The sequence below is a fragment of the Marinobacter qingdaonensis genome (assembly GCF_034555935.1).
Lineage (GTDB): Bacteria > Pseudomonadota > Gammaproteobacteria > Pseudomonadales > Oleiphilaceae > Marinobacter > Marinobacter qingdaonensis.
The window spans coordinates 672,857-696,345 of the sequence record NZ_JAYDCJ010000003.1; the positions used below are offsets into that span (position 1 = coordinate 672,857).

Sequence of the window (23,489 nt, forward strand, 5' to 3'; positions counted from 1 at the left end):
GCGACTGCACCTTCGCGACTCAGGCGCCTGCATTCGGCCCGATAAGGTGAGCAGCAAACGGACAGGGAAGTAACGCCAGGCGCTGCCTGCGCCCCCCGCTCCGTCCTGCGTACGCGAAGGTTATGGAATTCAACGCGCACTCAGGAGAACACAGCATGTCCGCCTCTGCTCTGGCCGAAGCCCAGCCCTCGGCCCCGGTCAACACCGAATCTCTTCAGGTTATCAAACGCAACGGCACCCTCGTTGGTTTCAATCCGTCCAAGATCAGCGTCGCGGTGACCAAGGCGTTCCTCGCCGTGGAAGGCGACAAGGCCGCCGGGTCCGCCCGCATCAACGACGCCGTGCACCGGGTCACCGAGCAGGTGGTGCAGGCCATTGGTCGGCGCTTGAAGGCTGGCGGCAAGGTCCATATCGAAGACATCCAGGACCAGGTGGAACTGGCGCTCATGCGCGCCGAAGAGCAGCGGGTGGCCCGGGCCTACGTCCTGTACCGGGAAGAGCACGCCCGTGAGCGCGCCCTGCATGCGCCGGTGGAAGCGCACCCGCACCTGACCGTGAAGAAGGCCAGCGGCGAGACCGCACCGCTGGACCTGGGCCTGATGAAGCTGCAGGTGGAGCAGGCCGGAGCCGGCCTGGAAGGCATCGACGGCGACTCCCTGGTGGAAGACGCCCTCACCAATCTGTACGACGGCATTGCCGAAGACGACGTGCTGTCCGCCCTGGTGATGACTGCCCGCAGCCGCATCGAGCAGGAGCCGGACTACAGCGCCGTCACCGCCCGCCTGCTGCTGGAGCAGCTGCGCCTGGAAACCGCGTCGGCCTTGAACTTATCCACAGACGTGCCGCTGGCGGAACTTTATCCACAGGCCCTGAGCGCGTTCATCCACGCCGGCATCCGTTACGAACTGCTGGACGAAGCCCTGGCCGCCTTTGACCTGGAGCGCCTGGGCGCCGCCCTGCAACCGGAGCGCGACCGCCAGTTTGGCTTCCTCGGTCTGCAGACCCTGTACGACCGCTACTTCCTGCACTGGAACAAGGCCCGCCTGGAACTGCCCCAGGTGTTCTTCATGCGCGTCGCCATGGGCCTGGCCCTGCGCGAGGACGACCCCAACGCCCGCGCCATCGAATTCTATGAGCTGCTGTCCAGCTTCGACTACATGGCCTCCACGCCGACCCTGTTCAACAGCGGCACCCGCCATTCCCAGCTGTCGTCCTGCTACCTGACCACCGTCGGCGACGATCTGGAAGACATCTACGGCGCCATTCGCGACAACGCCATGCTGTCGAAATGGGCCGGTGGCCTGGGCAACGACTGGACCCCGGTGCGCGCGCTCGGCTCCCACATCAAAGGCACCAATGGCCAGAGCCAGGGTGTGGTGCCCTTCCTGAAAGTGGTCAACGACACCGCCGTGGCGGTGAACCAGGGCGGCAAGCGCAAGGGCGCGGTCTGTGCCTACCTGGAAAGCTGGCACCTGGACATCGAGGAATTCCTCGAGCTGCGCAAGAACACCGGCGACGAGCGCCGCCGTACCCACGACATGAACACCGCCAACTGGGTGCCGGACCTGCTGATCGAGCGCATGCGCGAAGACCGGGACTGGACCCTGTTCTCACCGAGCGACGTGCCCGACCTGCACGACCTCTACGGCAACGAATTCCGCACCCGCTACGAGCACTACGAGGCACTGGCGGAGCAGGGCAAGATCGCCCTGTTCAAGAAAATCCCGGCCAAGCAGCTGTGGCGCAAGATGCTGACCGTGCTGTTCGAGACCGGCCACCCGTGGATCACCTTCAAGGACCCGTGCAACCTGCGCTCGCCCCAGCAGCACCGCGGCGTGGTGCACAGTTCTAACTTGTGTACCGAAATCACCCTGAACACCAACGCCGATGAGATCGCCGTGTGCAACCTGGGCTCGGTGAACCTGGCCGCCCACATTGCCGATGGCGAATTGGATGTGCAGCGCCTCGAGCGCACCGTGACCACCGCCGTGCGCATGCTCGATAACGTCATCGACATCAACTACTACGCGGTGCCCCAGGCGCGCAATTCCAACCTGCAGCATCGCCCGGTTGGCCTGGGCCTGATGGGCTTCCAGGACGCCCTGTACCAACTGGGCCTGCCCTACGCCAGCGCCGAGGCGGTGGAATTCGCCGACCTGGCCATGGAGCAGCTCAGCTACTTCGCCATTCGCGCCTCCGCCACCCTGGCCGGTGAGCGTGGCGCTTACGAGACCTACGACGGTTCCCTGTGGCACCAGGGCATCCTGCCCATCGACTCCATCAGTTTGGTGCAGGACGCCCGCCGCGACGGCGACTTCTCCGTTAACACCGAGGCCCGACTGGACTGGACCCCGATCCGCGAGCTGATCGCCAAGAACGGCATGCGCAACAGCAACGTGATGGCGATCGCGCCGACCGCCACCATCTCCAACATCGTGGGCGTGTCCCAGTCCATCGAGCCGGCGTACCAGAACCTGTTCGTGAAATCGAACCTGTCCGGCGAGTTCACCGTGGTGAACCCTTCCCTGGTGCGGGACCTGAAGGCCGAAGGCCTCTGGGATAACGTCATGGTCAACGACCTGAAGTACTTCGACGGCTCGGTGCAGCAGATCGATCGCATTCCCACCGAACTCAAGGCCCGCTACGCCACTGCGTTCGAGATTGACGCCCGCTGGCTGGTGGAAGCCGCCGCGCGCCGGCAGAAGTGGCTGGACCAGGCCCAGAGCCTGAACCTGTACATGGCCGAGCCCAGCGGCAAGAAGCTGGACGCCCTGTACCAGCTGGCCTGGGAACGGGGCCTGAAAACCACCTACTACCTGCGCTCTCTGGGTGCCACCGGCGCCGAGAAGACCGCTCCGGCCGCCGCGCCGACACCCGCAATGGCGCCGCAGCCCCAGGTTTGCAGCATCGACGACCCCGACTGCGAAGCCTGTCAGTAACCACTTACTTCTATTTCAGGAGCCATGACTATGCTCGACTGGGACGACGAACCGAAAGCCCAGACCACAGCCGCCGCCGGTGACCGCACCGGCCCGGCGCCGGTCAACGTGGACGACAAGCGCGTGATCAACGGCGAGACCGACATCAACCAGTTGGCGCCGTTCAAGTACCCCTGGGCCTGGGAGTACTTCATGAACGCCAACAAGAACCACTGGACGCCGTTGGACGTGAACATGGCGCAGGACGTTCACGACTACCACCACCGGCTGACCGCCCCGGAGAAGCACGTGTACGAGAACGTGCTGGCCTATCTCACCACCTCCGACATCCTGGCCATGCGCAACATCGGCCTGGCGGTGATGGAGAAGATGAGCGCGCCCGAACTGCAGATCTACCAGGCCCGGCAGGTGTACGAGGAGGCCATGCACACCTGGGCCTACCAGCACTGCATCGAGACCCTGAACCTGGACCAGAGCGAGATCTACAACCGCTACCGGGTGGTACCGGCGATCAACGGCAAGATCCAGATCGCCAACCGCCGGCTGGACGCCGCCATGCGTCCGGACATGAACCTGCGCAACCGCGACGACCTGCAGGAATTCATCATGTCCTACCTGTTCTTCGCGGCGGTGTTCGAAGGCACCTGGTTCTACAACGGCTTCAGCCCGATCTTCGCGCTCCAGCGCCGCGGCCTGATGCGCGGCACCGGCGAGCAGCTGCAGTACATCCTGCGGGACGAGGCTATGCACTTCTCCTTCGGCCTGAAGGTGGTGAACCAGATCGTGGAGGAGGAAAACATCACCTTCGACCCGAAAGCCGTGCGCGAAATGTGGGACGAATCGGAGGCCGCCGAAAGCGCCTACGCCAACTACATCTTGCGCGACCCCATCCTCGGCTACTCCGCCGAGTACCACAGCGAGCAGTTCCGCTTCGTGGCTAACCGCCGCGCCCGCACCGTCGGCCTGGACGAGCCCTTCCCGGGCGCCCGGAACGTCTCGCCTTGGTTGGACGAGCAGGCCACCATGCGCAAGGAGAAGAACTTCTTTGAGACCCGGGTGATTGAATATCAGACGGGTGCGCAGTTGGAGTGGTAACCCTTCCCCTAGGGCCGGAGTTAGACGAACGGATTCGCAAAACTCCGGCCCTCCTCCGGGCAAAATGCCCAACTCTCTGATACGTTTGATGCAGTAAATTGCAGATTTGGAGTTATACGCCCTTAATACCGGTAACGAGCCGGAGCTAGAGGGCCTACAACTCCGTCCACCAGTTGGTCGCGTTTTTGCTTTAAGACCCTGAAAAACGGGTGTTTTGTGGGCGTCGGGACAGTCGCTCTAAATGGAGTTATACGAACGCGTGATATACGCCCGCGTTCGTTGAATACACTGTTAAATTTCAAGGAGTGAGCAGGTGATAGAGGCAATAGGCATCGGTGTAGTGTCTGGGGTACTTTCCTCCGTCCTTATTTTATTACTCGCGACATTGATTCGTAGAGTGTTTATTCCTTGGTTCCGCTCACTCATCTACTCAGGCGTTGATGTTTCTGGAGAATGGCATTGCATTGATCCATTTATGGCTCAAGAGATCACCATAAATTTAAATCAAGACGCAGATTCGGTCTCTGGAACGGCTACATTCACTTGGAATCGCGATTATCCAGATGAGTCAATTCTGGACGATTTTGAAGCTGTAAGAACCTTTAATGTCTCCGGAAAAATACGCGATCGGTTTTTGCAGGTTATGTTGACTCACGTCGATAGGAAAAGGATTGGTGTGAATAGCTACTTATTGGAAGTATGTGGCGACGGACGAACAATGAAGGGCTTATTTACCTTTTACAGCGTCAGATCTCACGAACTCGATTACATTTATCACACATTGTACCGAGATCGGAAAACAGCAGTTAGGATTGCTGAACCCATGAGGGAACAAAAGCGGAAGACCTATCTTGAGAGAATGGAGCTAAAAGAAAAACTTCGTGATATCGAAGAGCTGGATGACATGCCAGATGATGACGAAGCATCTTTGCAAGATGAACTTGATCTAGATGGTGACGAAGAACTCATGTCCTCACGCGATAACGATTGAAGCGAAATTTAACCAATGCAGGTTGTCGGACAGGCACTACGCTGCGCTCCGCCCCTGCCGCAACTGCAGGCGTTAAGGAAAGTTATGTCTACTACCGTAGTAATCGTCCTGATTGTCGTCTTGGCAGTAATCGCCCTGCGGGTGCTGATGCCGAAAAGGTCTTCCGCTTCCATCAACCTGCCGGGACCAGGAACGTATGAGTTTGATATTGTCGGTGAAGCTAGCTATCAAGATGCGTTATCGGACATTTGTGGTGGTAAAAAAGAGTCGAGTGCAGAGCACTATGTAGATGCCGAGCTCTACCTAGAAGATGAAAACCCTCACGATAGTAAAGCGGTTTGTGTATCTGTGGAGGGGAAAACTGTTGGGTACTTGTCTCGTAAAGATGCTCGCAACTTCAGAAAGCAAGTCAAAGAGTTTGAAGATCAAAATCCCATATTCTTTTGTAAGGCCGTGATCGTGGGTGGCTGGAAAAAGTCAAAAAGAGATCAAGGTAACTTTGGTGTCCGGCTTGATCTACCGGTTAGCTGATCCTTAACAATTACAGGCAAGGGACGCTCCTGACGTCGCACCCCTGCTGCTAGCGTTAGAGGTTTACGCATGGAATACATAGCCCAAAGACATCTTGAAGCAGTAAAGCCAAGCGGGGAACGTACAGAAGTAGTAGTGGCTGTTGGAGTTCCTCAAAAGGACGAGGGAAATGACTCTTGGGCATGCCCCGTATTAATGAAAGGACTCCATGAAAACCTAGCAGCAATGCATGGCATAGATTCATGGCAGGCTCTCAAAGAGGCTCAAAAGTTAGTATTGTCGATACTTGTTCAATTCATTGAAGATGGCGGCAAACTATATATCTTTGGAGAAGAAGCTGAGGTGACGCTAAGTGAAATCTATAGATACTTCTAACAAGTCGCTGAATTTCGTTTCGGCCACAAAAAAGCGTGGCCTTCACTAGGACTCGCTTCGCTCGCCTTTTAGCGGGGTGTTAGACAATCGTCACGATGAAATGGGTCGCAATTCTATTGCTGATTATCCCCGGGTTTTTGGTTGCAGGAGCTGACCCAAACTTTCACCTTTGTTCGGCCTACGTGCAGCAGGCGGCAGTGGGCGCGCAGACCGAAAATGGGTGGCCGGTTCACGTAAAGCTGACAAAAGTTGGATCCACGAATTTTGAGAGGTTCACTGAAGCAAACATTGGCCGCGTGGGCCGCCTAATGGTCGGTGATCGAGAGTTCTTGAGGGCGACAATTTTGGGGCCAATTTCTGGTGGGGACCTACATAGGGTATTCGGTTCGCAAGAGATCGCTACTGCGTGGCAGCAAACTTTGGTTGGCAAATTGCCGGCATCTCCGTGCGGTGCGGGAGACTGAAAAATGCCCAACCAATCATTCAAGTTGGTTCTGTACTTCCCCCCACTTCAATAACCCTGAACCTCGTTGCCTTCACGAACTTTTTCTATAATTAAAGTTGTTGCGTGGTCTTACGCAACGAGGAGCTGCAATCGAACGCCTTGCATTTCCCGCCTCGAGACGCTCAGTGCATACCATTAGCGCGGGAGGAGGTGCCTACCATGCCTAAGTTCATCGACTCTCATGCAATGTCGCCATTCACAGCGGATGAGCTGAAGAAGTTGCAGAACTCGCCGCCGGATGAGTTTGGCGTTACGCACCATGACATCCTGTTCAGCGAACAGGACGACAAGATCTATTGCGTGCTGGATGCCCCGGATGCGGAAGCGATTCATAGGCATCACGCAAAGGCCGGCATCACATGTGATTGGGTCCATCAGGTGGAATCAACACGTAGGTGACAGAAAGTTCTCGGCCGGTCCTGGCTGTGGCCCCTTCGGGACCGGACGAGAATTCTTCGACTAGGAGTGAAAAAGCACGATGAAGCCCAAACTCATCGCTGAGATCACCTGCCCGGCCTGCGGGCACAAGCAAGTGGAAACGATGCCGGAGGACGCGTGCCAGTACTTCTATGAGTGCAAGCACTGCAAGACCCTGCTGAAACCAAAGCCGGGTGATTGTTGCGTTTTCTGCTCCTACGGCGACACCCCCTGTCCGCCGGTTCAGCTCGATCAATCCTGTTGCTGAGGCCATGAAGAAAGGGAATCGGCTTCTAAAGATCGGTGCCATTGGCAGCGCGATTGCAGCGCTTTGCTGCTTCACTCCGGTGCTGGTGTGGTTGTTTGCGGTTGTGGGGCTGTCGGCGTTGGTGGGGTATTTGGATTATGTGCTTCTGCCCACGCTCGCGGTGTTTCTCGTCGTGTTGTGCATCGGTTTTTGCCAGCGCCATCGTGATCGATCACGATAACGGCCGTTGATCAGTGGGTTACTGCCAAGGAGTACGTGCTTTTGCCTGAATTGAAAACCGTGGGCCTGTTCCTCGTTACCGCCCTGGCCGAAATCGTCGGCTGTTACCTGCCTTACCTATGGCTGCGCGAGGGCAAATCCGTTTGGCTTCTGGTGCCGGGAGCACTGAGCCTGGCCGCCTTCGCGTGGTTGCTGTCGTTGCACCCCACAGCCGCCGGCCGGGTGTATGCCGCATACGGGGGTGTGTATATCTTTATGGCCATCCTCTGGCTGTGGGCGGTGGACGGCGTTCGGCCAACCGTCTGGGATCTGGTCGGCTCCGGCGTGGCGCTGGTGGGCATGGCGATCATCATGTTTGCGCCACGCACTGGTTAACCTGCGCCAACATCTCCCGAATCGACGCTTCGATCTGCCCGCCGCAGTGGAGTTTTCCAAACCGCCGCTCCTGGTCTGCCACATGGGGCGCCAGCGACGGTTTGGCGCCGATGCCTGGCTCGTAATCCAGCATAACCACTCCCTGAAAAAGTGTGTGTTTCGGCTCCATGTCGGTGTGGGGACATCACCCAGGGCTTCATGGGTGGGCGCTGAGGGCCTGTTTCACGGGGGTGTGACTGAAAAATGTGACACAGTTTTGAAACACTCCCGTCGAGATTCTTTACGGATTGTTTGACAGGACATACGGGTTACTCGAAAAAGCCATGCAGATCATGGGGATAGCAATCTGGTATGGATATGGCTTTAGGGACGACTGCAGTAACTTCCATTCAAACGAGAGAACCCCATGAAAAATATCGTTTTTGCAGTTCTGTTCCTGTTTGGCGCTGGCGTGCAGGCGGCTCCGATCACCATTGATCCATTGACCGGGCTGTCCGGCAGTTTTCAGTTCGGCAGCACCCCCGGTACCTACCAGACCAACCCCGCCGACGGTTGGGAAATCACCGTGGCCACCGACGCCCTGATCGACGTCGCCATCGACGACTGCTGTGTCATCGGTGACGAATTCGCGGTGGTGCTGGACGGTAGCGTGCAGACCTGGACCAGCGCCAACCCCGGTGCCGGCTCGCTGTTCTCCGGCAGCCTGGTCGGCCTGTTCCTGTCGGCCGGTACCCACAGCTTCGATTTCATGCTGACCGAGGCCTGCTGTTCCAGCGGTGGCGGCAGTTATTCCTTCTCCGCAGTCCGGGGCGTGCCTGAGCCCGGGTCCCTGGCGCTGCTGGGTCTGGGCCTGGCCGGCCTGGGGTTGTCCCGCCGCAGAGCCCGGGACTAAGCGCCCGGGCCTGATGATTGGGCCGGGCCTGGGTTCTGGCCCAGTCATCAGTCACTTCTCCTCGCCCCACTTCCGCCGATCGCGCTACACTCTCAGGGCTTTTCACCCGGGAGAGGGCGGGCGCGCTAAGGCATGATCATCAGGGACTTACACACAAGCGACTTTCAGGCATTGGGGCCCGCGCCGGATCCGGCCACCTGGTACGTTGCCGATCTGGGCGATGCCATGTTGGCGGGGGAGCAGCAGGACCGGGTCGAACACCGTTTTGCCGCCGCTTACCAGCAGGCGGGCAGGCCACCGGCCATGGCGGTGTTTATTCGCCATGAGTCCGAGGGTGGTCTGCATTGCCACGTAAAACTGTACTTCGCGCCCAGGGCGGCGTCGGTGGCCGAGGCAGTGCCGACGCGCCCCTGTGGAAAACCCGCGCCGGATGGGCTTGGGTTGTTCGCCGGCTCCCCGGATTGTTGGTCGGTGCTTTTCCCGGATTAGGGCCTAAGAGACCGAACGACAGGCACAACTTACTGACGAGGACTCCAATGACCATCCAGCAACTGCTCGGCATCGAACTTCCCATCATCCAGGCGCCCATGGCCGGGGTGCAGAACCATGAGTTGGCCGCGGCGGTGTCCAACGCCGGGGGCCTGGGTTCTTTGCCCTGCGCCATGCTCAGTGCCGATGGCCTGCGCACGGAGCTGCAGGCGCTGACCGAGAAGACCTCCCAGCCCTACAGCGTCAATTTCTTCTGCCACACCCCGCCGGAACCGGACGCCGCCGCCGAGCAGCACTGGCGCGAGACCCTGGCGCCGTACTACCGGGAACTGGGCATCGACCCGGACAGCATCACCCCGCAGGCGGGCCGGGCGCCGTTCAGTGCCGAGGCGGCGGAGGTGCTGGCGGACTTCCAACCGGCGGTGGTGAGTTTTCATTTTGGCCTGCCGGAGCCCGAGCTGATGGCCCGCATTCGTGCCTGGGGCGGCAAGATCCTGTCCACCGCCACCACGGTGGAGGAGGCGCTCTGGCTGGAAGCCCGGGGGGTGGATGCCATCATTGCCCAGGGTCTGGAAGCCGGTGGCCATCGCGGGTTTTTCCTGACCCGCGACCTGAACACCCAGGTTGGTACCCTGGCCCTGGTGCCGCAGCTGGTGGAAGCGGTTGAGGTGCCGGTGATCGCCGCCGGCGGCATCGCCGATGCCCGGGGCGTGCAGGCGGCCATGGCTTTGGGCGCGGCCGGCGCCCAGGTCGGCACCGCGTATCTGCTGTGCCCGGAAGCCCATACCAAGCCGGTGCACCGGCAGGCCCTGACTTCCGACGCCAGCCGGGTCACCGCGCTGACCAACCTGTTCAGCGGCGGCGCGGCCCGGGGCATCGTCAATCGGGTGATGCGCGAGCTCGGGCCCATGAGCCGCGCGGCCCCGGCGTTCCCGCTCGCCACCACCGCCATTGCGCCCCTGCGGGCCAAGGCCGAAAGCCAGGGCAGTGGCGATTTCTCACCCCTGTGGAGTGGCCAGAACGCCCGCGGCTGCCAGGAGATTCCGGCCGCCGACCTTACCCGCGAGTTGGCAGGCGTGCGCGAGGCCTAAACAAAACAGACGCAGCCCTCAGGTTCTGACGCTGGCCAGCAGGTGCTCGCGGAACCACTGCTGGGCCGGGTCCCTGTCCATCACCGGTGACCACAACAGGTACACCGGCAGGGCCGGGACTTCGGCCGGAAATGGCAGGGTCTGCAGGCCCAGGGCCTCGGCGTACTGGCGGGCCAGACGTTCGGGCACGGTGGCAATGAGGTCGGAGCCGCTGCAGGTGGTCAGCAGGCTGGTGAACTGGGTGACCTGGGCGCCGGTCCGCCGCTGCCAACCCGGTTCGTTCAGGATCTGGTCCAGGGGCAGTCGGCGATTGCGCGCCGGCAGCACCACGTGTTCCGCCTCCAGGAACTGTTGCTTGCTGCAGTGGCCCTTGAGGACCGGGTGTTGCTTGCGCGCCACCACCGCCAGTCGCTCTTCCAGCAGCACCTGCCGCCGTAACCGGTCGTTCTCCGGTGCAAAGGCATCCACCGCCACATCCGCCTCGGCGGTGACCAGTTTCTGGGGCGCATCGTCGGCGGCCAGCACCACTTCCACCACCACCTCCGGCGCTTCCTGCCGCAGTCGGGCCAGCAGCGCCGGCAACACCACCAGTTCGAAATAGTCGTTGCTCAGCACCCGGAAGCGGCGCTGGCTGGTGGCCGGTGTGAAGCGATTGGCCGGGTCCAGGGTGTCGCGCATGGCCGCCAACTGCTGGCTGAGCTGGCCGTGCAGTTCCCGGGCCCGGGGCGTGGGCAGCATGCCCTGGTGGGTACGCACGAACAGCGGGTCGCCCAGGGTGTGGCGCAGGCGCTGCAAAGCGGCGCTGATGGCCGGCTGACTCATGCCCAGGGTTTCCGCCGCCCGTGAGAGCTGGCCGGCCTCCATGATGGCATCGAACACCGGCAGCAGGTTGAGGTCGACGCTTCGTAAGTTCAGTTTCATGGATAAAGCTTATACCAAATATTGAATAGGAAAATATAACCCGCCGCCGTAGCGTCAGAGGGGTCCCCTAACCCTCGTCTCGGAGAACAAGAAATGGACGATCAAAAACTGACGATGCTGGTCACGGCGTTTATCCTGGTCACCGCCCTCTGGGAGGTCGTGAGTGGCCGCACCCGCGATGGCCGCAAGAGCAAGCAGGACTGGCGCATGGCGTTCCTGGCCACGTTCATGATGGTGGCGGTGCAACGGCCGCTGGTGCTATTGGTCCTGACCCTGGGCCTGTCGACCCTGATGCCCGGCAGTGCCGGGTCACTGGCGTGGCTGGAGCAGGCCTACTTCTGGCCCACCCTGATCGTGTTCTTCTGTGTGGAGGAGTTTATCCACGGCAGTTTCCACCTATTTGCTCACCGCCGCCGGCCGGATAACCGGATCCTGCAGTGGGTTCAGGCCTTCTACAAGATGAACCACCGCCCGCACCACATGTCCGGTGGCCAGGACAACAAGGGCCAGTTGTCGGTGACCCAGACCTTCGTGAACGGGTGGGCCTGGTGGCTGATCATGCCCAACTACACCTTCCAGCTGCTGTGCCTGTACCTGGGGCTGGTGGAGGTGTTCCTGATCGGCACGGCGTTCAAGGGGCTCTGGGCGGCGCACACCCACGTCAACTGGAACTACGATCTGTATTTCCACAACCACCGTTGGGCCTGGGTCCGCAAGGGCATGTGGGCGCTGGCCCACATCCTGGTGTTCCCGACCCAACACCACCATCACCACGCCCGCGGCCCCAATTCCGCCAAGAACGTAACCTCCACCCTGGCGATCTACGACTGGCTGGTGTTCGGCACCCTGGCCATCGAGACCAGCAAACCCAAGGTCTACGGCTGGCGCCAGAAGGAAGAGGAGGCGAACAGCGCGCTGAAACGCTATTTTTGCTGGGATGTTCGACCCTACGTGCCTAAAGGCTAGGGCCGGTACACACATGGTGTGGCCTGGGCCTGGATAAGGACTGCGACAGGTGATCTAATAGCGCCAATCTGCCTCTTAATGGCAGCAGTAAGCTTCGGCCCGATAAGGATTTTCATGGATCAACCGGAACTGCTCTACGGTTACAACAGCCTCGTCATCGTGACCGTCTTGTTCGTTGCGATCGTGGTCTTCAACGAAGTCGGGTTCCGGGTCGGGCGCTTTGTCCAGGCCCGCACCAACAGCGAGATCAAATCCCTCACCGGGTCCATCCAGGCCAGCATCCTGGGCTTGCTGGCGTTGTTGCTGGGCTTTACTTTCAGCATGTCCATGCAGCGCTTCGACAACCGGAGCATGGCGCTGATCGACGAGGCCAACGCCATCGGTACCGCTACCTTGCGCATCCAGTTGCTGCCCGAGCAGTATCAGGCCGACGCCGAGCGTCTGTTCCGGGATTACGTGGGCCTGCGCGTGGACATCGGCCAGATTGACCTGACCAAAACCGCAGACCGTGAGCGCTACAACGAGGAAATCGTTCGCCTGCAGAACGAACTCTGGGCCCTGGCGATTGCCGCCACCGAGGCCGACCCCCGGCCGGTGACCACCGGTGCCTTCGTCAATGCCCTCAATCAGGTCATCGACAGCCAGGGCAAGCGCAACGCCTTGTTGCAGATGCAGGTGCCGGAAGTGGTGCTGATCCTGCTGTTCCTGGTGTTCATATCCTCTGGCGGCATCATGGGCTACTCCGCGGGCCTCACGGGTGAGCGCATGTTTGCGCCCATCGTGCTGGTGTCGCTGTTGATCACCATGATCGTGTTCCTGATCATCGATCTGGACCGACCCAAGCGGGGGCTGATTAAGGTGGATCAAAGCGTGATGGTGGAATTGCGGCAGTCATTAGACACACGCCCCTGATCGCCTACACTGAAGCCTTCAATCCGTGCCGGTGCGCAGCATGCTTCAAGATGTCCCGACGAATACCGATTCTTCCTCCCAAACGACCCCGACCGCTGCCACGGCGACGGAGGTCAGTGCCCTGATTGGCCGGGTGGCTGCCGGGGACCGTGCTGGCTTTGCTCAGCTCTATCAGGCCATGGCACCGAAACTTCTGGGGGTGGTGTTGCGTATCCTCCGGGACAGGGCCTGGGCCGATGATGTGGTGCAGGAAACCTTCTTGAAGGTCTGGCACAAGGCCGGGCTGTTCGACAGCAAGCAGTCGACGCCGGTGGCCTGGCTGGTGTCCATCGCCCGCAACGGCGCCATCGACGAGCTGCGCAAGCATCCCGCCGGGCGGACCGTTACCGACGATGAGATGGACCAGGTGGCCGGCCGGGAGCCGACGTCCCAGCAAACGATGGAAGACCAGCAAGCGGTGAAACACCTGAACGAGTGCATCGATCAACTGGAGAAGGACCGGCAGGACATGGTGCGGCTGGCGTACCTGAACGGCTGGTCCCGTGATCAACTGGCCAGCCAGTATGGGCAGCCGCTGAACACAGTGAAAACCCAGTTGCGCCGGGCGCTGCAGGCCATCAAGGGGTGTCTGGAATCATGACCGAGCGCGACGACCTGGACCTACAGATTGCAGAGTTCGTGCTGGGGACGCTGCCGGCGGACGAGCGCGATGCCTTGCGCGCGCAACGGGAACAGGATGCCGCCCTGGACCGGCGCATCGCCGCCTGGGAAGAGCGCCTGGCAGGCATGGCCGATGACGTGGCGCCGGTGGCACCAGACCCGGAACTGTTTGCCCGCATTGAGCGCCTGCTGGACCAGGGCGCGCCGGCGGCGCCGCAAGCCGATGCCGATTCGTCGGGTCAGGTGGTCCGCCTGAACCGTCAGCTCAGGCGCTGGCGCTGGAGCACGGCCGTCGCCTCGGCCGCGGCCTTGGTGCTGGTCGCGGTGCTGATGCTTCAGCCTGAGCCGGCGCCGTCCTCGTTTGTGGCGGTGTTCCAGCACAACGACCAGCAGCCGGCCTTCCTGCTGACGGTTGACCTGGAGCAGCGCCGGCTGAACATCCGCCCGGTCACGGCGCAGGCCCAGCCGGACAAGTCCTACCAGCTGTGGATAAAGGCCGACGAACTGGGCCCCAACCCGCGCTCGGTCGGGGTCCTGGGCCAGAACCTGGAGCTGGACCAAGGCGCCCTGAGTGGATACGACCCGGCCTTGCTGCGTGAGGCGACCTTTGGCATCAGCCTGGAGCCGCCGGGCGGCTCCCCCACCGGCCAGCCCACCGGTCCGGCCATCCACGGCTACCTGTATCCGGCCGGTGCGGAAAAAAACTGACCAACGCTGAAACTTTCCCGATTGCCACGCCGTAGCTGCCAGTAGCCCATCCCGAATTTCACCCGGTGGGCCCATCTGACCGTAAGGAGAAGGCAATGAACAAGCACGTAAAGACGACCGCTTTTGTGACCGCATTGATCTCTGGCGCCTTGATCGGTGGCGTGGCCCAGGCCGGACACCATGGCGAGGCCATGGTCTGGGGCGATGACCAGTCGGTGGCCGCGGGCACCGTCACCGCCAAGAAGGTGATGGCGGAAGAGAACGGCTGGCTGGTGGTGCACCGCACCGACGAGGCCATGAAGCCGGGTCCGGTGGTCGCGCACGCGCCCCTGAAAAAGGGCAAGAACATGGATGTGAACGCGATTCTGACCGAGGAAGTGAAGCCTGGTGAGATGCTGATGCTGATGGTGCACAGCGAGAAGGGCGGCATGAAAACCGGCATCTTCGAGTACACCCTGGGCGCCAAGGAAGACGGCCCGATCAAGAAGGACGGCAAGCTGGTGATGACCACCATCACCGCGCAATAAGCCCCGTTCGGTCGCCGGGCGTCCCCAGCCCGGCGATGGTTTTCCCCTCCGCCCCCTGTTTCCATCGTTTGCCAACCTGATCCTGCCCACCAAAGATAAGCGTATGAACTAGACTGAATTTTCTGGTAGAGGTTTGTGCGTGTATACCGACAGTGAGAAGTCCCGAATCATCGAGATGGCGTGGGAAGACCGGACCCCGTTCGAGGCTATCGAGGCCCAGTTCGGGCTGAAGGAGCAGGACGTGATCCGGTTCATGCGCCGCAACCTGAAACCCGGTAGTTTCAGACTCTGGCGCAAACGGGTGTCTGGCCGCAACACCAAACACCGGCGGCTGCGGTCGCCGGACGTCAGCCGCGGGTTCTGTCCCACCCAGTACAAACCCCGCTAACACCCTGCGCATCCCATGCGAGTTGAACCAACACGGAGGTAAGTATGGCGTTGATGTTGTTTGTGGCCGGCCTGGTGTTCCTGGTGGTGGGGGCCGAGCTGCTGGTGCGGGGCGCGTCCCGGCTGGCGGCGGTGTTCGGTATTTCCCCGATCGTGGTCGGCCTCACGGTGGTGGCCTTTGGCACCAGTGCGCCGGAGCTGGCGGTGAGCGTGAAATCGGCGTTCGCCGATCAGGCCGGCATCGCCCTGGGCAACGTGGTGGGCAGTAACATCTTCAACGTGCTGTTCATTCTGGGCCTGACCGCGCTGATTACCCCGCTGACCGTGTCTCAGCGCCTGATCCGCCTGGATGTGCCGCTGATGATTGCGCTCTCGGTGACGGTGTTGCTGTTTGCCCTCAACGGTGTCATCGGCCGGGTGGAGGGCGCCGTGCTGGTGCTGGCGCTGGCGCTGTATGTGGGGTTTGCCATCGTGCAGAGCCGGCGGGAAAGCCCGGCGGTGGCCGGGGAATACGCGGACGAGGCGGACCGGCGTGGCACCGGCCGCTGGCCAACCAACGTCCTGCTGGTGGTCGGGGGCCTGGTGCTGCTGGTGCTGGGCGCCGGTTGGCTGGTGGATGGCGCCATCCGGTTTGCCCAGGCCCTGGGCATCAGCGAGCTGGTGATCGGGCTGACCGTGGTCGCCGCCGGCACCTCGCTGCCCGAGGTGGTGACCTCGGTGGTTGCTGCCATCCGGGGCGAACGGGACATTGCCGTCGGCAACGTGGTGGGCAGCAACCTGTTCAACATCATGGGTGTGCTCGGGGTCACCGCGTTGATTGCGCCTGAGGGCATTGGCGTGTCCGCCGCCGCCCTGAACTTCGACATCCCGGTGATGATCGCCGTGGCCTTCGCCTGCTTGCCCATCCTGTTCACCGGTGGCGTCATCAGCCGCCAGGAAGCGGTGGTGCTGCTGGGCTACTACGTCGCCTACACGCTTTATCTGGTGCTGGCGGCGACCCACCACGACGCCCTGACGCCGTTCAGCAGCGTCATGCTCTATTTCGTCATTCCGTTGACCGTCGTCACCCTGGGGGTGATCGCGGTGCAGGAGCTGCGCCGGAACGCGGGCGTCAGGCCGCCCGGACCGCCACCCGAAGACCGTTGAACGCGGCGTTGCCGGTGAGGGCATCGACCCGGCCGGCATCGGTCACATCGTTGATGCTCACCCCCGGCTGGGTGGCGGCGACGGTCATGCCGGTGTCGCTGCGGTTGTGGCCCCAGCCCTGGGGAATGCTGATCACGCCGTCGAACATGTCCCCGGTGATCTCCACCGGCAGCCGGATACTGCCGGTGGCCGACCGCACCTCGGCGGTCTGGCCATCACTCAGCCCCAGCCGTTCGGCGTCCCCCTGGCTCATCTGTACCGTGCAGGGGTTCCTGCCTTTCACCAGCCGGTGCGAGTTCTGGGTCCAGGTGTTGTGGCTGCGAGGCAGCCGGCGGCTGATCAGCGAGAACGGATAGTCCTGGTCTGACGCCTGTTGCAACAGGCCATCCAGCCGGTCCAGATCGTCCAGGAACAGCTGGGGTGCGATCTGGATCATCCCGTCTTCGGTCTGCAGCCGTTGTTCCAGGCAGGGCTGCAGGGGGCCCAGGTCAACGCCGTGCGGATGGGCCTTCAGGTGGTCCAGGCTCATGCCGTCCTTGCCGTAGGCACCGTGCCGGAGGCCGGCGTCCAGCATTCGCTCCGGGGTGGTGCCATCGTCGTCGCGTCCGGTCAGTTGCAGGGCCAGGTCGCGCAGGATTTCCCAGTCGTGCTTCTGCTCCGGCGCTTTCTCGAACAGGGGCTCGGAATACTTGGCGGTGTTGCGCACCGCGAAGGCGTTGAAGAACACGTCGAAGTGCGGCACCTCCAGTCCGGTGGTGGCCGGCAGGATGATGTCGGCATGGCGGGTGGTCTCGTTCAGGTAGATGTCCACCGCCACCATGAACTCGAGGCTGGCAAAGGCCTGATCCAGGCGCGCGCCGTCGGGGCTGGACAGCACCGGGTTGCCGGCGATGGTGATCATGGCGCGAATCTGGCCCTCACCCGGGGTTAGGATCTCGTCGGCCAGGGTGGCCACCGGGAATTCGTTGTTGAAGTAGGGCAGCTTGCGCACCCGGGACTGGTAGCGGCCGTAGGAGCTGGGCTTGCCTTTCTTGTTGCGCACCAGATCGAACGCCGGCTGGGGAAACATGGCCCCGCCCCGGCGGTCGAAGTTGCCGGTCAAAATGTTCAGCACGTTGTTCAGCCACTGGCACAGGCCGCCGAAGGACTGGGTCGAGGCGCCCATGCGGCTGTAGCAGACCGCGCTCCGGGCCGAAGCCATGTCCCGGGCCAGGGTGCGGATGGTGGCCGCGTCGATGCCGCAGGCCGGTGCCACCGCCTCCGGGGTGTAGAGTTTGACCGCCTCGGCCAGCTCCGCCAGGCCGGCAATGCGGGGCTCCAGATGGCCCAGCGTGACCCGCTGCTCGTCGAACAGGGTGTGGGCCAGGGCCAGCATCAGCAGGGCGTCGGTTTCTGGCCGGATGAACAGGTGCTGGTCGGCTTTTTTCGCGGTTTCGGTCCGGCGCGGGTCGACCACCACCACTTTGCCGCCGCGCTGCTGGATGGCCTTCAGGCGCTTGCCCACCCCCGGCGCGGTCATCAGGCTGCCGTTGGAGACAATCGGGTTGGCGCCGATGATGAGCATGAAATCGGTGTGGTCGATGTCCGGAATCGGGATCAGCATGCCCGCGCCCAGCATGTAATTGGCCGCCACGTGGTGGGGCAGCTGGTCGGCGGACGCCGAGCTGTAGCGGTTGTTGGTACCCAGGGCCTTGAAGAAGCCCGGCAGCATGATGGCGTTGCCGAAGTTGTGGGCGTTGGGGTTGCCGAGGTAGACCCCGACGGCATCCTGGCCATGGGCCGCCTGCAGGCCGCGGAACCGGGTGGCGATTTCCTCCAGCGCCTCCTGCCAGCTGATGTCCTGCCAGCCATCGGCGGTTTTGCGCAGTGGCGTTTTCAGCCGGTCCGGGTCCTGGTAGAAATCCTGCAGCGCCACGGCCTTCGGGCAGATGTGGCCCTGGCTGAACGGATCCTCCCGGTCGCCCTTGATGGACAGGATGTCGCCGTCCCGATGCTGGATTTCCAGGCCGCACATGGCCTCGCAGATGTTGCAGGTGCGGTAGTGGGTCTTGGTGTCGGTCATGGCAAAAGACTCGGTCGTGGTTGTTGTCGTTGTTGGATGACCCGAGTGTGGCACAGCTGTGGATAAAATCAGACGGTCATAAATGACATAAATTTGGTGGATCTCGCCATCCCGGTCAGCCGGCGACGCCGGCTTCGACCACCCGATTCCGGCCTTCCAGCTTGGCCTGGTACATGGCTTCGTCCGCCTGGTTCAGCAGTTCCTCCACGCTCGCCTCACCCTCGGTGAACGCCAGGCCGATGCTGGCGGTGATGGTGACCACCCGGTTGTTCACCGGCACCTGGGTGGCGGCAATGTCCATGCGCAGCCGCTCGGCCAGGGCAATCACCGATTCCTTGGGTTCCTCCACCAGCAGGGCAAACTCCTCGCCTCCCAGCCGGCCAAACACGTCGGTTTCCCGGATGCGCTGGCGGATGGTGTCGGTGAAGGCGCACAGCACCTGGTCCCCGGTGCTGTGGCCCAGGGAGTCGTTGATGCGTTTGAAATGGTCCAGGTCGAACATGAACAGGCAGCAGGTCTTGCGCTGGCGCCGGGCCAGTTTCACCCGCACGGCGGCGTCGGTCAGGAAACTGCGCCGGTTCAGGATACCGGTGAGGGGATCGGTCCGGGCCTCCAGTTCGGCCACCAGCTTGGCCTGCTCCAGCTCCCGGGTGCGCAGGCGCACCTCCTCCTCCAGCTGGGCCTTGGACAGCTCCAGGTGTTCCCGGTACTGCTGCTCGGCGGCCTTCTTGTCCAGGTAGACCCGGCGCATCTGAAAGCCCATGGCGAACATGATGGTGAGCATCTCGGTAAACGAGGCCACCGGTGGCCAGTAGTAGTTGAATGGGGTGTGCGGCACCAGACCAAGGTCCCGGAGTGCCTGCATCAGTAGCCCCAGCACCAGGACCCCCCAGGCCAGGGAGAAGATGGCGGCCTCGGTCTGGCCCTGGCGCCAGCGCAGCAGGCCGGCACCGATCACCACCGGGTACAGCAGCAGTGCCAGGGTGATGGTGACCAGGGCCAGGGGCTTGATCTGGAACAGGGCCGCGATCAGCAGCAGGCCGCCATTGCCGATCATGGCCAGCAGCAGGTAGTCCAGCCGCGGGGTGTGTGCGCGGGTCTGCAGGAACAGCCGCGCGAACAGCAGCCCGAGCACAATGGTGACGGCGCCGCTGATGGACATCAGGCTCCAGTGGAACTGGTCCCGCAGCACGAATTGATGGGTGTAGCCGAGGATGGTGCTCCAGCAGGTGAGCTTGGACAGCGCGTACAGGGCATAGACGTAGAACAGCAGCTTGCCGCTGACCACCCCGGCGACCAGGGCAAAGATCGACATCAGGAAGAAGCCACCGAACAGAAAGCCGGTCAGGGTGGTTTCCCGCAGCTGGCGGGTTTCCAGGTGCTCTGGCGACCAGATGCGCAGGGCCGGGAAGGTGTAGCCGCTCTCCCGGGAACCGTAGCGCACCAGCAGCTCACGGGTTTCCCCGGCCGCCACCGTGAGCGGCACCACGAACCGGTTGTGGGCCACCGGCCGGTGCGAGAATGGCTGTTCCATGGACAGCCGGGCAACCGGTGCGTAGTCGCCGGTACCCAGCGGCCGGCTGTAGGCGTCGAGTTCGATCAGCTGGTGGTCCACGTATTCCAAGTGCAGGTGCGCGGGGTCCGGGCCGGGGTTGCGCAGCTGGACGTAGCTCCAATGGGCGCCGGGCTGCAGTCCGGTGGAGCCTTTGCTGGTGAGGGCGGAGAAGTTGCCGGCGGCCTGGGCGGCGTCGGCCTGGGCCAGGCTCAGGTGGCCGTCCGGGTCGTGCAGGACCTGGCTGTGCCCGGTGGTCTGGGTGCCGCGTTCGTCTGCGCCGACGTCGACGGGGGATTGGGCCAACGCGGAGGCGCCACCCAGGCACAGGAGGCAGGCCAGAAGGTACCGGACAAGCGCGGGGGTCTTAGCAGTCATGAGTGTCTGAACCAGGGGTCCGTCCCAACGGTTTATGCTGTTGTTATCCGCGCCGGCGATCGGTGTTGCGCGATCGCCCGCTCCTGTTTCCTCGGTTCCGTCGAGAGCAGCTATCGCATCAGCGATTGGGCTCTGGATTCCCGGGACCGCGCCGGTGCCTGCTCTGACAGCCAGTCTAGCAGGTCTGCCAGCGGCAAGGGGTGGCAGAGCCAATAACCCTGAAGGTGGTCACAGCCCAGGTCCTTGAGCAGCCGGGCGGTGTCCTCGTCTTCCACCCCTTCGGCAATCACCCGGTAGCCGAGGCCGTGCACCATGTTGATGGCGGTTTCGACGATGACCCGCGAACTCTCACTGCTGCAGACGTCGGTGATCAGCGCGCGATCGAGCTTGATTTCAGTAGCCGGCAGCTCTTTCAGGTAGGACAGCGACGAGTAGCCGCTGCCAAAATCGTCAACGGATACCCCAACACCGATGTTGGCCAGGGCATTCAGGGCCTTCAGGCCTTTCTCCGGGTCTTCCATGGCGGCGGTTTCAGTAAGCTCCAGGGTCAGTCGGCTGGCTTCGATTTTATGTTCGCCAAGAACGGTCTCGATCCGTTCTTTCAGACCGGCAGCGCTCAAATCCCGGGCAGAAATATTAATTGAGAGCCCCAGGTTGGTCAGGTGGCCCAGTGGGCCGGCCAAGTCTCTCAGGCCCCGGGTCACCGCCCAGCGGGTCAGCTCGGTAATGACCCCGGTTTCCTCCGCCAGCGGAATGAAATCGGAGGGATAAACCCAGCCCCGGTGCGGGTGGTGCCAGCGGATCAGCGCCTCCAGACCGATGATCTGGCCGGTGCTGAGGCAGAGCTTGGGCTGGTAGTGGAGATCGGTCTGATCGGTCCGCAGCGCCTCGCGTAGATCGGTCATAAGGGTCAGCCGGCCCTCACTGTAGATGTCCAGGTCCCGGGAATAGAAGCCGGTGGCGTAGGGGCCGCGGGGGGCAATCTCCATGCCCACGTGGGCGTTGCGGATCAGCAGGGCGGCATTGGTGCCGTGATTGGGGTAAAGCGACGCCCCAAATTTCGGGTGCAGCTCGATGGCCAGGTTATCCAGCGGCACCGGCTCGGAAAGCAGCGCCAGGGCCTGGTTCAAGCGGCTGAAGTCATCCTGGGTCCGGTCTGCCCGAACCAGAATGCCAAAGCTGTCGCCGGACAGCTGATACACGCATTCAACACGACCCAGGTCATCCCGACTGTGATGAACGTTGGGCAACTGCGAGGCCAGTTCCGTCATCTGCTGTGCCAGCCGCTTCAGCAGGCGCTCGCTGCGAGTGAGACCCAGAGTACGATTGATCTCATCGAGCCGGGTAATGCGAGCCACACCCACCATGAACTGGCCATTGGGGTGGTTGGCAAGCTGTTCGTTCACCATGCGCTCGAACCGGTTGCGATTCGGCAGGCCGGTCACCGCATCGTGGGTCATGGCCTCGGTCAACCGGTACTGGGCTTCGCTGCGGGCCTTTTCCTCACGCAGGCTGTGGGCCTGGGCCTGAATCTTGTCTTCCCGTTCCTGGTACAGCCGGTCGGCCAGGGCCAGCGTCAGGATGAACGCCTCCAGGCCGGAGCCAATCTGCATGGCGTATTCGGTCATGAAGTTGACCGGGAAGAAGCCCAGGGCCCGGCCGGCGGTGGCCAGCACCCCAATGGTCAGCGGCGTCCAGGCCAGGGTGAAGAAGGCGCCGGCGCGGACACCCGCGGCCCAGGTGATCGGGCCGGCGACGAACAGCAGTGAGAAGAACACCAGCGCCGAGAACGCGGAGATCTTCATGGCCAAGTTGTAGTCCAGGGTCAGGGCGGCCGCAAAGTTGACCACCTCGAAGCAGATCATCACCCGCATGGCCAGGTCGAGCCGTGGGCTGTGGCTGGCCACCTTCAGGAAACTCCGGCAGAACAGCACCGAGAACAGCGCCAGGATCGGCATCGAGGCCAGCAGAGCCCGGGCGTGCAACCAGGGCGCGTCCGGGTACAGCAACTGGAAGCTGTAGCCCTCACTGGAGGCAAAGAACAGCAGGTACCCGGAAATCGCCAGGGCGTAATACAGGTACAGCCGTTCCCGCAGGGTGAGGAACACCGCCAGGTTGATCAGCACGATCACCACCAGGCAGCCGTAGTAGAAGAAATGCAGTTTCTGTTCGTTGGAGGCGGCGCCGAAGAACTGGTTCTCGCGCCAGATCTTCAGTGGCAGGATCATTGGCCCGGCGGTTTCCACCCGCACGTACAGGGTCTTGGTCTGCTGGGGCGCCAGGGCGAAACGCAGCAGCATGTGTGGGTGCTCCACCTCGCGTGGATAGAACGGTCGGGTATCGCCGGTGGCGAACCGGTGCACCCGGGACTGGCCGTCGAAAACGTGGAACACCACGTCGTCCAGCTGGGAGTAGGCCAGTTCGGCAATCAGGTTGAGTTGTTGCGGGGTGCCATTGCGCACGGCGACGCGTAACCAGTAGGCCGAGGGCGTCATTCCGAAGGAGGCACTGCCGGAATCTCGCGGGCGCCAGTCACTGTCGGGCAGGGCAAGCACATCGGCCAGTCCGGCCTGGGCGCTGGGATCCTCCCAGAATTCGAAACGAGACTCGATGGGGGACTCGTCGGCCACGGTGATTGGCTGCGTCTCGGCCTGTGCAATACTGCAGGCAAACACACACAAGAGGATAACGGTGACACGCAAAGCTTTGGTTAGGATCACAGGTGGCTTACCAACGAATGTCCGGCCTCAGGCTCTAGTTGTTATTTTTCAATGCAACAGCTTCCAATCGTATCGCCCGTTGGCGGCAGATCTGAATCAGTTTTCTGTAGAAAAATGTGTACAGGCTGCTAACAGGTTGTTGTGCAAGCCAAACCCGCCTCTGTGCTCGTCGGCGACATCATTTCCAGTCGTCGTCCTCGTTGTCCTGGGCCTCAAGTTCCTTTTGGCGCTCCCGGATCTTTTTCATCTTCTCGTCGGAAATCTTCATGCTGTGGGCCGAATCCCGCAGGATCATCAGGCCACCGACGATCAGGGCCAGGGCGAGGATCAGGAAGATCCATCCAATGGTGGGCATTGCTGTAC

The 23,489-nt window shown here is 62.1% G+C and carries 24 protein-coding genes and 1 pseudogene; 19 read left to right on the forward strand and 6 right to left on the reverse strand.

Annotated features, from left to right (window positions below):
* Nucleotides 1–155: 155 nt before the first annotated feature.
* From U5822_RS06255 to U5822_RS06295, 9 genes are all read left to right on the forward strand, one after another.
* Nucleotides 156–2,939, forward strand: coding sequence for a ribonucleoside-diphosphate reductase subunit alpha (locus U5822_RS06255; RefSeq protein ID WP_322854767.1), 2,784 nt, complete (start codon nt 156–158; stop codon nt 2,937–2,939).
* A gap of 30 nt (nt 2,940–2,969) precedes the next feature.
* Nucleotides 2,970–4,034: a ribonucleotide-diphosphate reductase subunit beta gene (locus tag U5822_RS06260; protein WP_322854768.1), complete on the forward strand. Its 1,065-nt coding sequence runs from the start codon at nt 2,970–2,972 to the stop codon at nt 4,032–4,034.
* 313 nt (nt 4,035–4,347) lie between these two features.
* Nucleotides 4,348–5,025: a hypothetical protein gene (locus U5822_RS06265; RefSeq protein WP_322854769.1), complete on the forward strand. Its 678-nt coding sequence runs from the start codon at nt 4,348–4,350 to the stop codon at nt 5,023–5,025.
* Between the two features lie 84 nt (nt 5,026–5,109).
* The gene (locus tag U5822_RS06270) at nt 5,110–5,556 is read left to right on the forward strand and encodes a hypothetical protein (protein WP_322854770.1); all 447 of its coding nucleotides are present in this window, start codon (nt 5,110–5,112) and stop codon (nt 5,554–5,556) included.
* A 69-nt stretch (nt 5,557–5,625) separates the two neighbouring features.
* The gene (locus U5822_RS06275; RefSeq protein ID WP_322854771.1) at nt 5,626–5,931 is read left to right on the forward strand and encodes a DUF6968 family protein; all 306 of its coding nucleotides are present in this window, start codon (nt 5,626–5,628) and stop codon (nt 5,929–5,931) included.
* Nucleotides 5,932–6,595: 664 nt separating this feature from the next.
* Nucleotides 6,596–6,835 carry a nickel-binding protein gene (locus tag U5822_RS06280; protein WP_322854772.1) on the forward strand — a complete coding sequence of 80 codons (240 nt, stop codon included), beginning with the start codon at nt 6,596–6,598 and terminating at the stop codon, nt 6,833–6,835.
* Between the two features lie 79 nt (nt 6,836–6,914).
* Nucleotides 6,915–7,121 (forward strand): GDCCVxC domain-containing (seleno)protein, encoded by a 207-nt coding sequence (locus U5822_RS06285; protein WP_322854773.1) that lies wholly within the window; start codon nt 6,915–6,917, stop codon nt 7,119–7,121.
* A 4-nt stretch (nt 7,122–7,125) separates the two neighbouring features.
* Nucleotides 7,126–7,341, forward strand: a complete 216-nt coding sequence (merF, locus tag U5822_RS06290; RefSeq protein WP_322854774.1) for a mercury resistance system transport protein MerF — start codon at nt 7,126–7,128, stop codon at nt 7,339–7,341.
* A 41-nt stretch (nt 7,342–7,382) separates the two neighbouring features.
* A complete protein-coding gene (locus U5822_RS06295; RefSeq protein WP_322854775.1) occupies nt 7,383–7,715 on the forward strand; it encodes a YnfA family protein in 333 nt (110 codons plus the stop codon).
* On the opposite strand, the gene U5822_RS06300 is transcribed toward U5822_RS06295, so the two are convergent.
* The gene (locus U5822_RS06300) at nt 7,690–7,848 is read right to left on the reverse strand and encodes a hypothetical protein (protein WP_322854776.1); all 159 of its coding nucleotides are present in this window, start codon (nt 7,846–7,848) and stop codon (nt 7,690–7,692) included. The genes U5822_RS06295 and U5822_RS06300 overlap by 26 nt on opposite strands.
* A 669-nt stretch (nt 7,849–8,517) precedes the next feature.
* Here U5822_RS06300 and U5822_RS18355 point away from each other — a divergent pair.
* The 3 genes and pseudogenes from U5822_RS18355 to U5822_RS06315 all read left to right on the forward strand — a co-directional run.
* Nucleotides 8,518–8,607: pseudogene (locus U5822_RS18355) on the forward strand (PEP-CTERM sorting domain-containing protein); the annotation flags it as partial.
* 132 nt (nt 8,608–8,739) lie between these two features.
* Nucleotides 8,740–9,096, forward strand: a complete 357-nt coding sequence (locus U5822_RS06310; RefSeq protein ID WP_322854778.1) for a hypothetical protein — start codon at nt 8,740–8,742, stop codon at nt 9,094–9,096.
* Nucleotides 9,097–9,143: 47 nt separating this feature from the next.
* Nucleotides 9,144–10,187, forward strand: coding sequence for an NAD(P)H-dependent flavin oxidoreductase (locus tag U5822_RS06315; RefSeq protein ID WP_322854779.1), 1,044 nt, complete (start codon nt 9,144–9,146; stop codon nt 10,185–10,187).
* Between the two features lie 18 nt (nt 10,188–10,205).
* On the opposite strand, the gene U5822_RS06320 is transcribed toward U5822_RS06315, so the two are convergent.
* Complete coding sequence (locus U5822_RS06320) at nt 10,206–11,108, reverse strand: LysR family transcriptional regulator (protein ID WP_322854780.1); 903 nt, start codon at nt 11,106–11,108, stop codon at nt 10,206–10,208.
* Between the two features lie 93 nt (nt 11,109–11,201).
* On the opposite strand from U5822_RS06320, the gene U5822_RS06325 reads away from it, so the two are divergent.
* The 7 genes from U5822_RS06325 (at nt 11,202) to U5822_RS06355 (ending at nt 16,414) form a co-directional block, all read left to right on the forward strand.
* Nucleotides 11,202–12,074, forward strand: coding sequence for a sterol desaturase family protein (locus U5822_RS06325; protein ID WP_322854781.1), 873 nt, complete (start codon nt 11,202–11,204; stop codon nt 12,072–12,074).
* A 114-nt stretch (nt 12,075–12,188) separates the two neighbouring features.
* A complete protein-coding gene (locus U5822_RS06330) occupies nt 12,189–12,986 on the forward strand; it encodes a bestrophin-like domain (RefSeq protein ID WP_322854782.1) in 798 nt (265 codons plus the stop codon).
* Between the two features lie 40 nt (nt 12,987–13,026).
* Nucleotides 13,027–13,626: a sigma-70 family RNA polymerase sigma factor gene (locus U5822_RS06335; protein ID WP_322854783.1), complete on the forward strand. Its 600-nt coding sequence runs from the start codon at nt 13,027–13,029 to the stop codon at nt 13,624–13,626.
* The gene (locus U5822_RS06340) at nt 13,623–14,354 is read left to right on the forward strand and encodes an anti-sigma factor (RefSeq protein ID WP_322854784.1); all 732 of its coding nucleotides are present in this window, start codon (nt 13,623–13,625) and stop codon (nt 14,352–14,354) included. The genes U5822_RS06335 and U5822_RS06340 overlap by 4 nt, the downstream gene beginning before the upstream one ends.
* Before the next feature lie 95 nt (nt 14,355–14,449).
* Nucleotides 14,450–14,881 (forward strand): DUF7282 domain-containing protein, encoded by a 432-nt coding sequence (locus tag U5822_RS06345; protein WP_322854785.1) that lies wholly within the window; start codon nt 14,450–14,452, stop codon nt 14,879–14,881.
* Between the two features lie 139 nt (nt 14,882–15,020).
* The gene (locus U5822_RS06350) at nt 15,021–15,269 is read left to right on the forward strand and encodes a TIGR03643 family protein (protein ID WP_322854786.1); all 249 of its coding nucleotides are present in this window, start codon (nt 15,021–15,023) and stop codon (nt 15,267–15,269) included.
* A gap of 44 nt (nt 15,270–15,313) precedes the next feature.
* Nucleotides 15,314–16,414 carry a calcium/sodium antiporter gene (locus tag U5822_RS06355; protein WP_322854787.1) on the forward strand — a complete coding sequence of 367 codons (1,101 nt, stop codon included), beginning with the start codon at nt 15,314–15,316 and terminating at the stop codon, nt 16,412–16,414.
* Here U5822_RS06355 and U5822_RS06360 read toward each other — a convergent pair.
* The 4 genes from U5822_RS06360 to U5822_RS06375 form a co-directional block, all read right to left on the reverse strand.
* Complete coding sequence (locus U5822_RS06360) at nt 16,380–18,476, reverse strand: molybdopterin-dependent oxidoreductase (RefSeq protein WP_322854788.1); 2,097 nt, start codon at nt 18,474–18,476, stop codon at nt 16,380–16,382. The genes U5822_RS06355 and U5822_RS06360 overlap by 35 nt on opposite strands.
* A 115-nt stretch (nt 18,477–18,591) precedes the next feature.
* Nucleotides 18,592–20,406: a diguanylate cyclase gene (locus U5822_RS06365; protein WP_322854789.1), complete on the reverse strand. Its 1,815-nt coding sequence runs from the start codon at nt 20,404–20,406 to the stop codon at nt 18,592–18,594.
* 110 nt (nt 20,407–20,516) lie between these two features.
* The gene (locus U5822_RS06370) at nt 20,517–23,036 is read right to left on the reverse strand and encodes an EAL domain-containing protein (RefSeq protein WP_322854790.1); all 2,520 of its coding nucleotides are present in this window, start codon (nt 23,034–23,036) and stop codon (nt 20,517–20,519) included.
* Nucleotides 23,037–23,304: 268 nt separating this feature from the next.
* Nucleotides 23,305–23,481: a DUF2897 family protein gene (locus U5822_RS06375; protein ID WP_322854791.1), complete on the reverse strand. Its 177-nt coding sequence runs from the start codon at nt 23,479–23,481 to the stop codon at nt 23,305–23,307.
* Between the last annotated feature and the right edge of the window lie 8 nt (nt 23,482–23,489).

Bases quoted from the DNA above. Each gene is read 5' to 3' on its own strand.
- U5822_RS06285 (WP_322854773.1), top strand. From the start codon at position 6,915: ATGAAGCCCAAACTCATCGCTGAGATCACCTGCCCGGCCTGCGGGCAC.
- U5822_RS06270 (WP_322854770.1), top strand. From the start codon at position 5,110: ATGTCTACTACCGTAGTAATCGTCCTGATTGTCGTCTTGGCAGTAATC.
- U5822_RS06275 (WP_322854771.1), top strand. From the start codon at position 5,626: ATGGAATACATAGCCCAAAGACATCTTGAAGCAGTAAAGCCAAGCGGG.
- U5822_RS06345 (WP_322854785.1), top strand. From the start codon at position 14,450: ATGAACAAGCACGTAAAGACGACCGCTTTTGTGACCGCATTGATCTCT.
- U5822_RS06360 (WP_322854788.1), bottom strand. From the start codon at position 18,476: ATGACCGACACCAAGACCCACTACCGCACCTGCAACATCTGCGAGGCC.
- U5822_RS06315 (WP_322854779.1), top strand. From the start codon at position 9,144: ATGACCATCCAGCAACTGCTCGGCATCGAACTTCCCATCATCCAGGCG.
- merF (WP_322854774.1), top strand. From the start codon at position 7,126: ATGAAGAAAGGGAATCGGCTTCTAAAGATCGGTGCCATTGGCAGCGCG.
- U5822_RS06260 (WP_322854768.1), top strand. From the start codon at position 2,970: ATGCTCGACTGGGACGACGAACCGAAAGCCCAGACCACAGCCGCCGCC.
- U5822_RS06280 (WP_322854772.1), top strand. From the start codon at position 6,596: ATGCCTAAGTTCATCGACTCTCATGCAATGTCGCCATTCACAGCGGAT.
- U5822_RS06255 (WP_322854767.1), top strand. From the start codon at position 156: ATGTCCGCCTCTGCTCTGGCCGAAGCCCAGCCCTCGGCCCCGGTCAAC.
- U5822_RS06375 (WP_322854791.1), bottom strand. From the start codon at position 23,481: ATGCCCACCATTGGATGGATCTTCCTGATCCTCGCCCTGGCCCTGATC.
- U5822_RS06320 (WP_322854780.1), bottom strand. From the start codon at position 11,108: ATGAAACTGAACTTACGAAGCGTCGACCTCAACCTGCTGCCGGTGTTC.
- U5822_RS06300 (WP_322854776.1), bottom strand. From the start codon at position 7,848: ATGCTGGATTACGAGCCAGGCATCGGCGCCAAACCGTCGCTGGCGCCC.
- U5822_RS06325 (WP_322854781.1), top strand. From the start codon at position 11,202: ATGGACGATCAAAAACTGACGATGCTGGTCACGGCGTTTATCCTGGTC.
- U5822_RS06330 (WP_322854782.1), top strand. From the start codon at position 12,189: ATGGATCAACCGGAACTGCTCTACGGTTACAACAGCCTCGTCATCGTG.
- U5822_RS06340 (WP_322854784.1), top strand. From the start codon at position 13,623: ATGACCGAGCGCGACGACCTGGACCTACAGATTGCAGAGTTCGTGCTG.
- U5822_RS06335 (WP_322854783.1), top strand. From the start codon at position 13,027: ATGCTTCAAGATGTCCCGACGAATACCGATTCTTCCTCCCAAACGACC.
- U5822_RS06310 (WP_322854778.1), top strand. From the start codon at position 8,740: ATGATCATCAGGGACTTACACACAAGCGACTTTCAGGCATTGGGGCCC.
- U5822_RS06365 (WP_322854789.1), bottom strand. From the start codon at position 20,406: ATGACTGCTAAGACCCCCGCGCTTGTCCGGTACCTTCTGGCCTGCCTC.
- U5822_RS06355 (WP_322854787.1), top strand. From the start codon at position 15,314: ATGGCGTTGATGTTGTTTGTGGCCGGCCTGGTGTTCCTGGTGGTGGGG.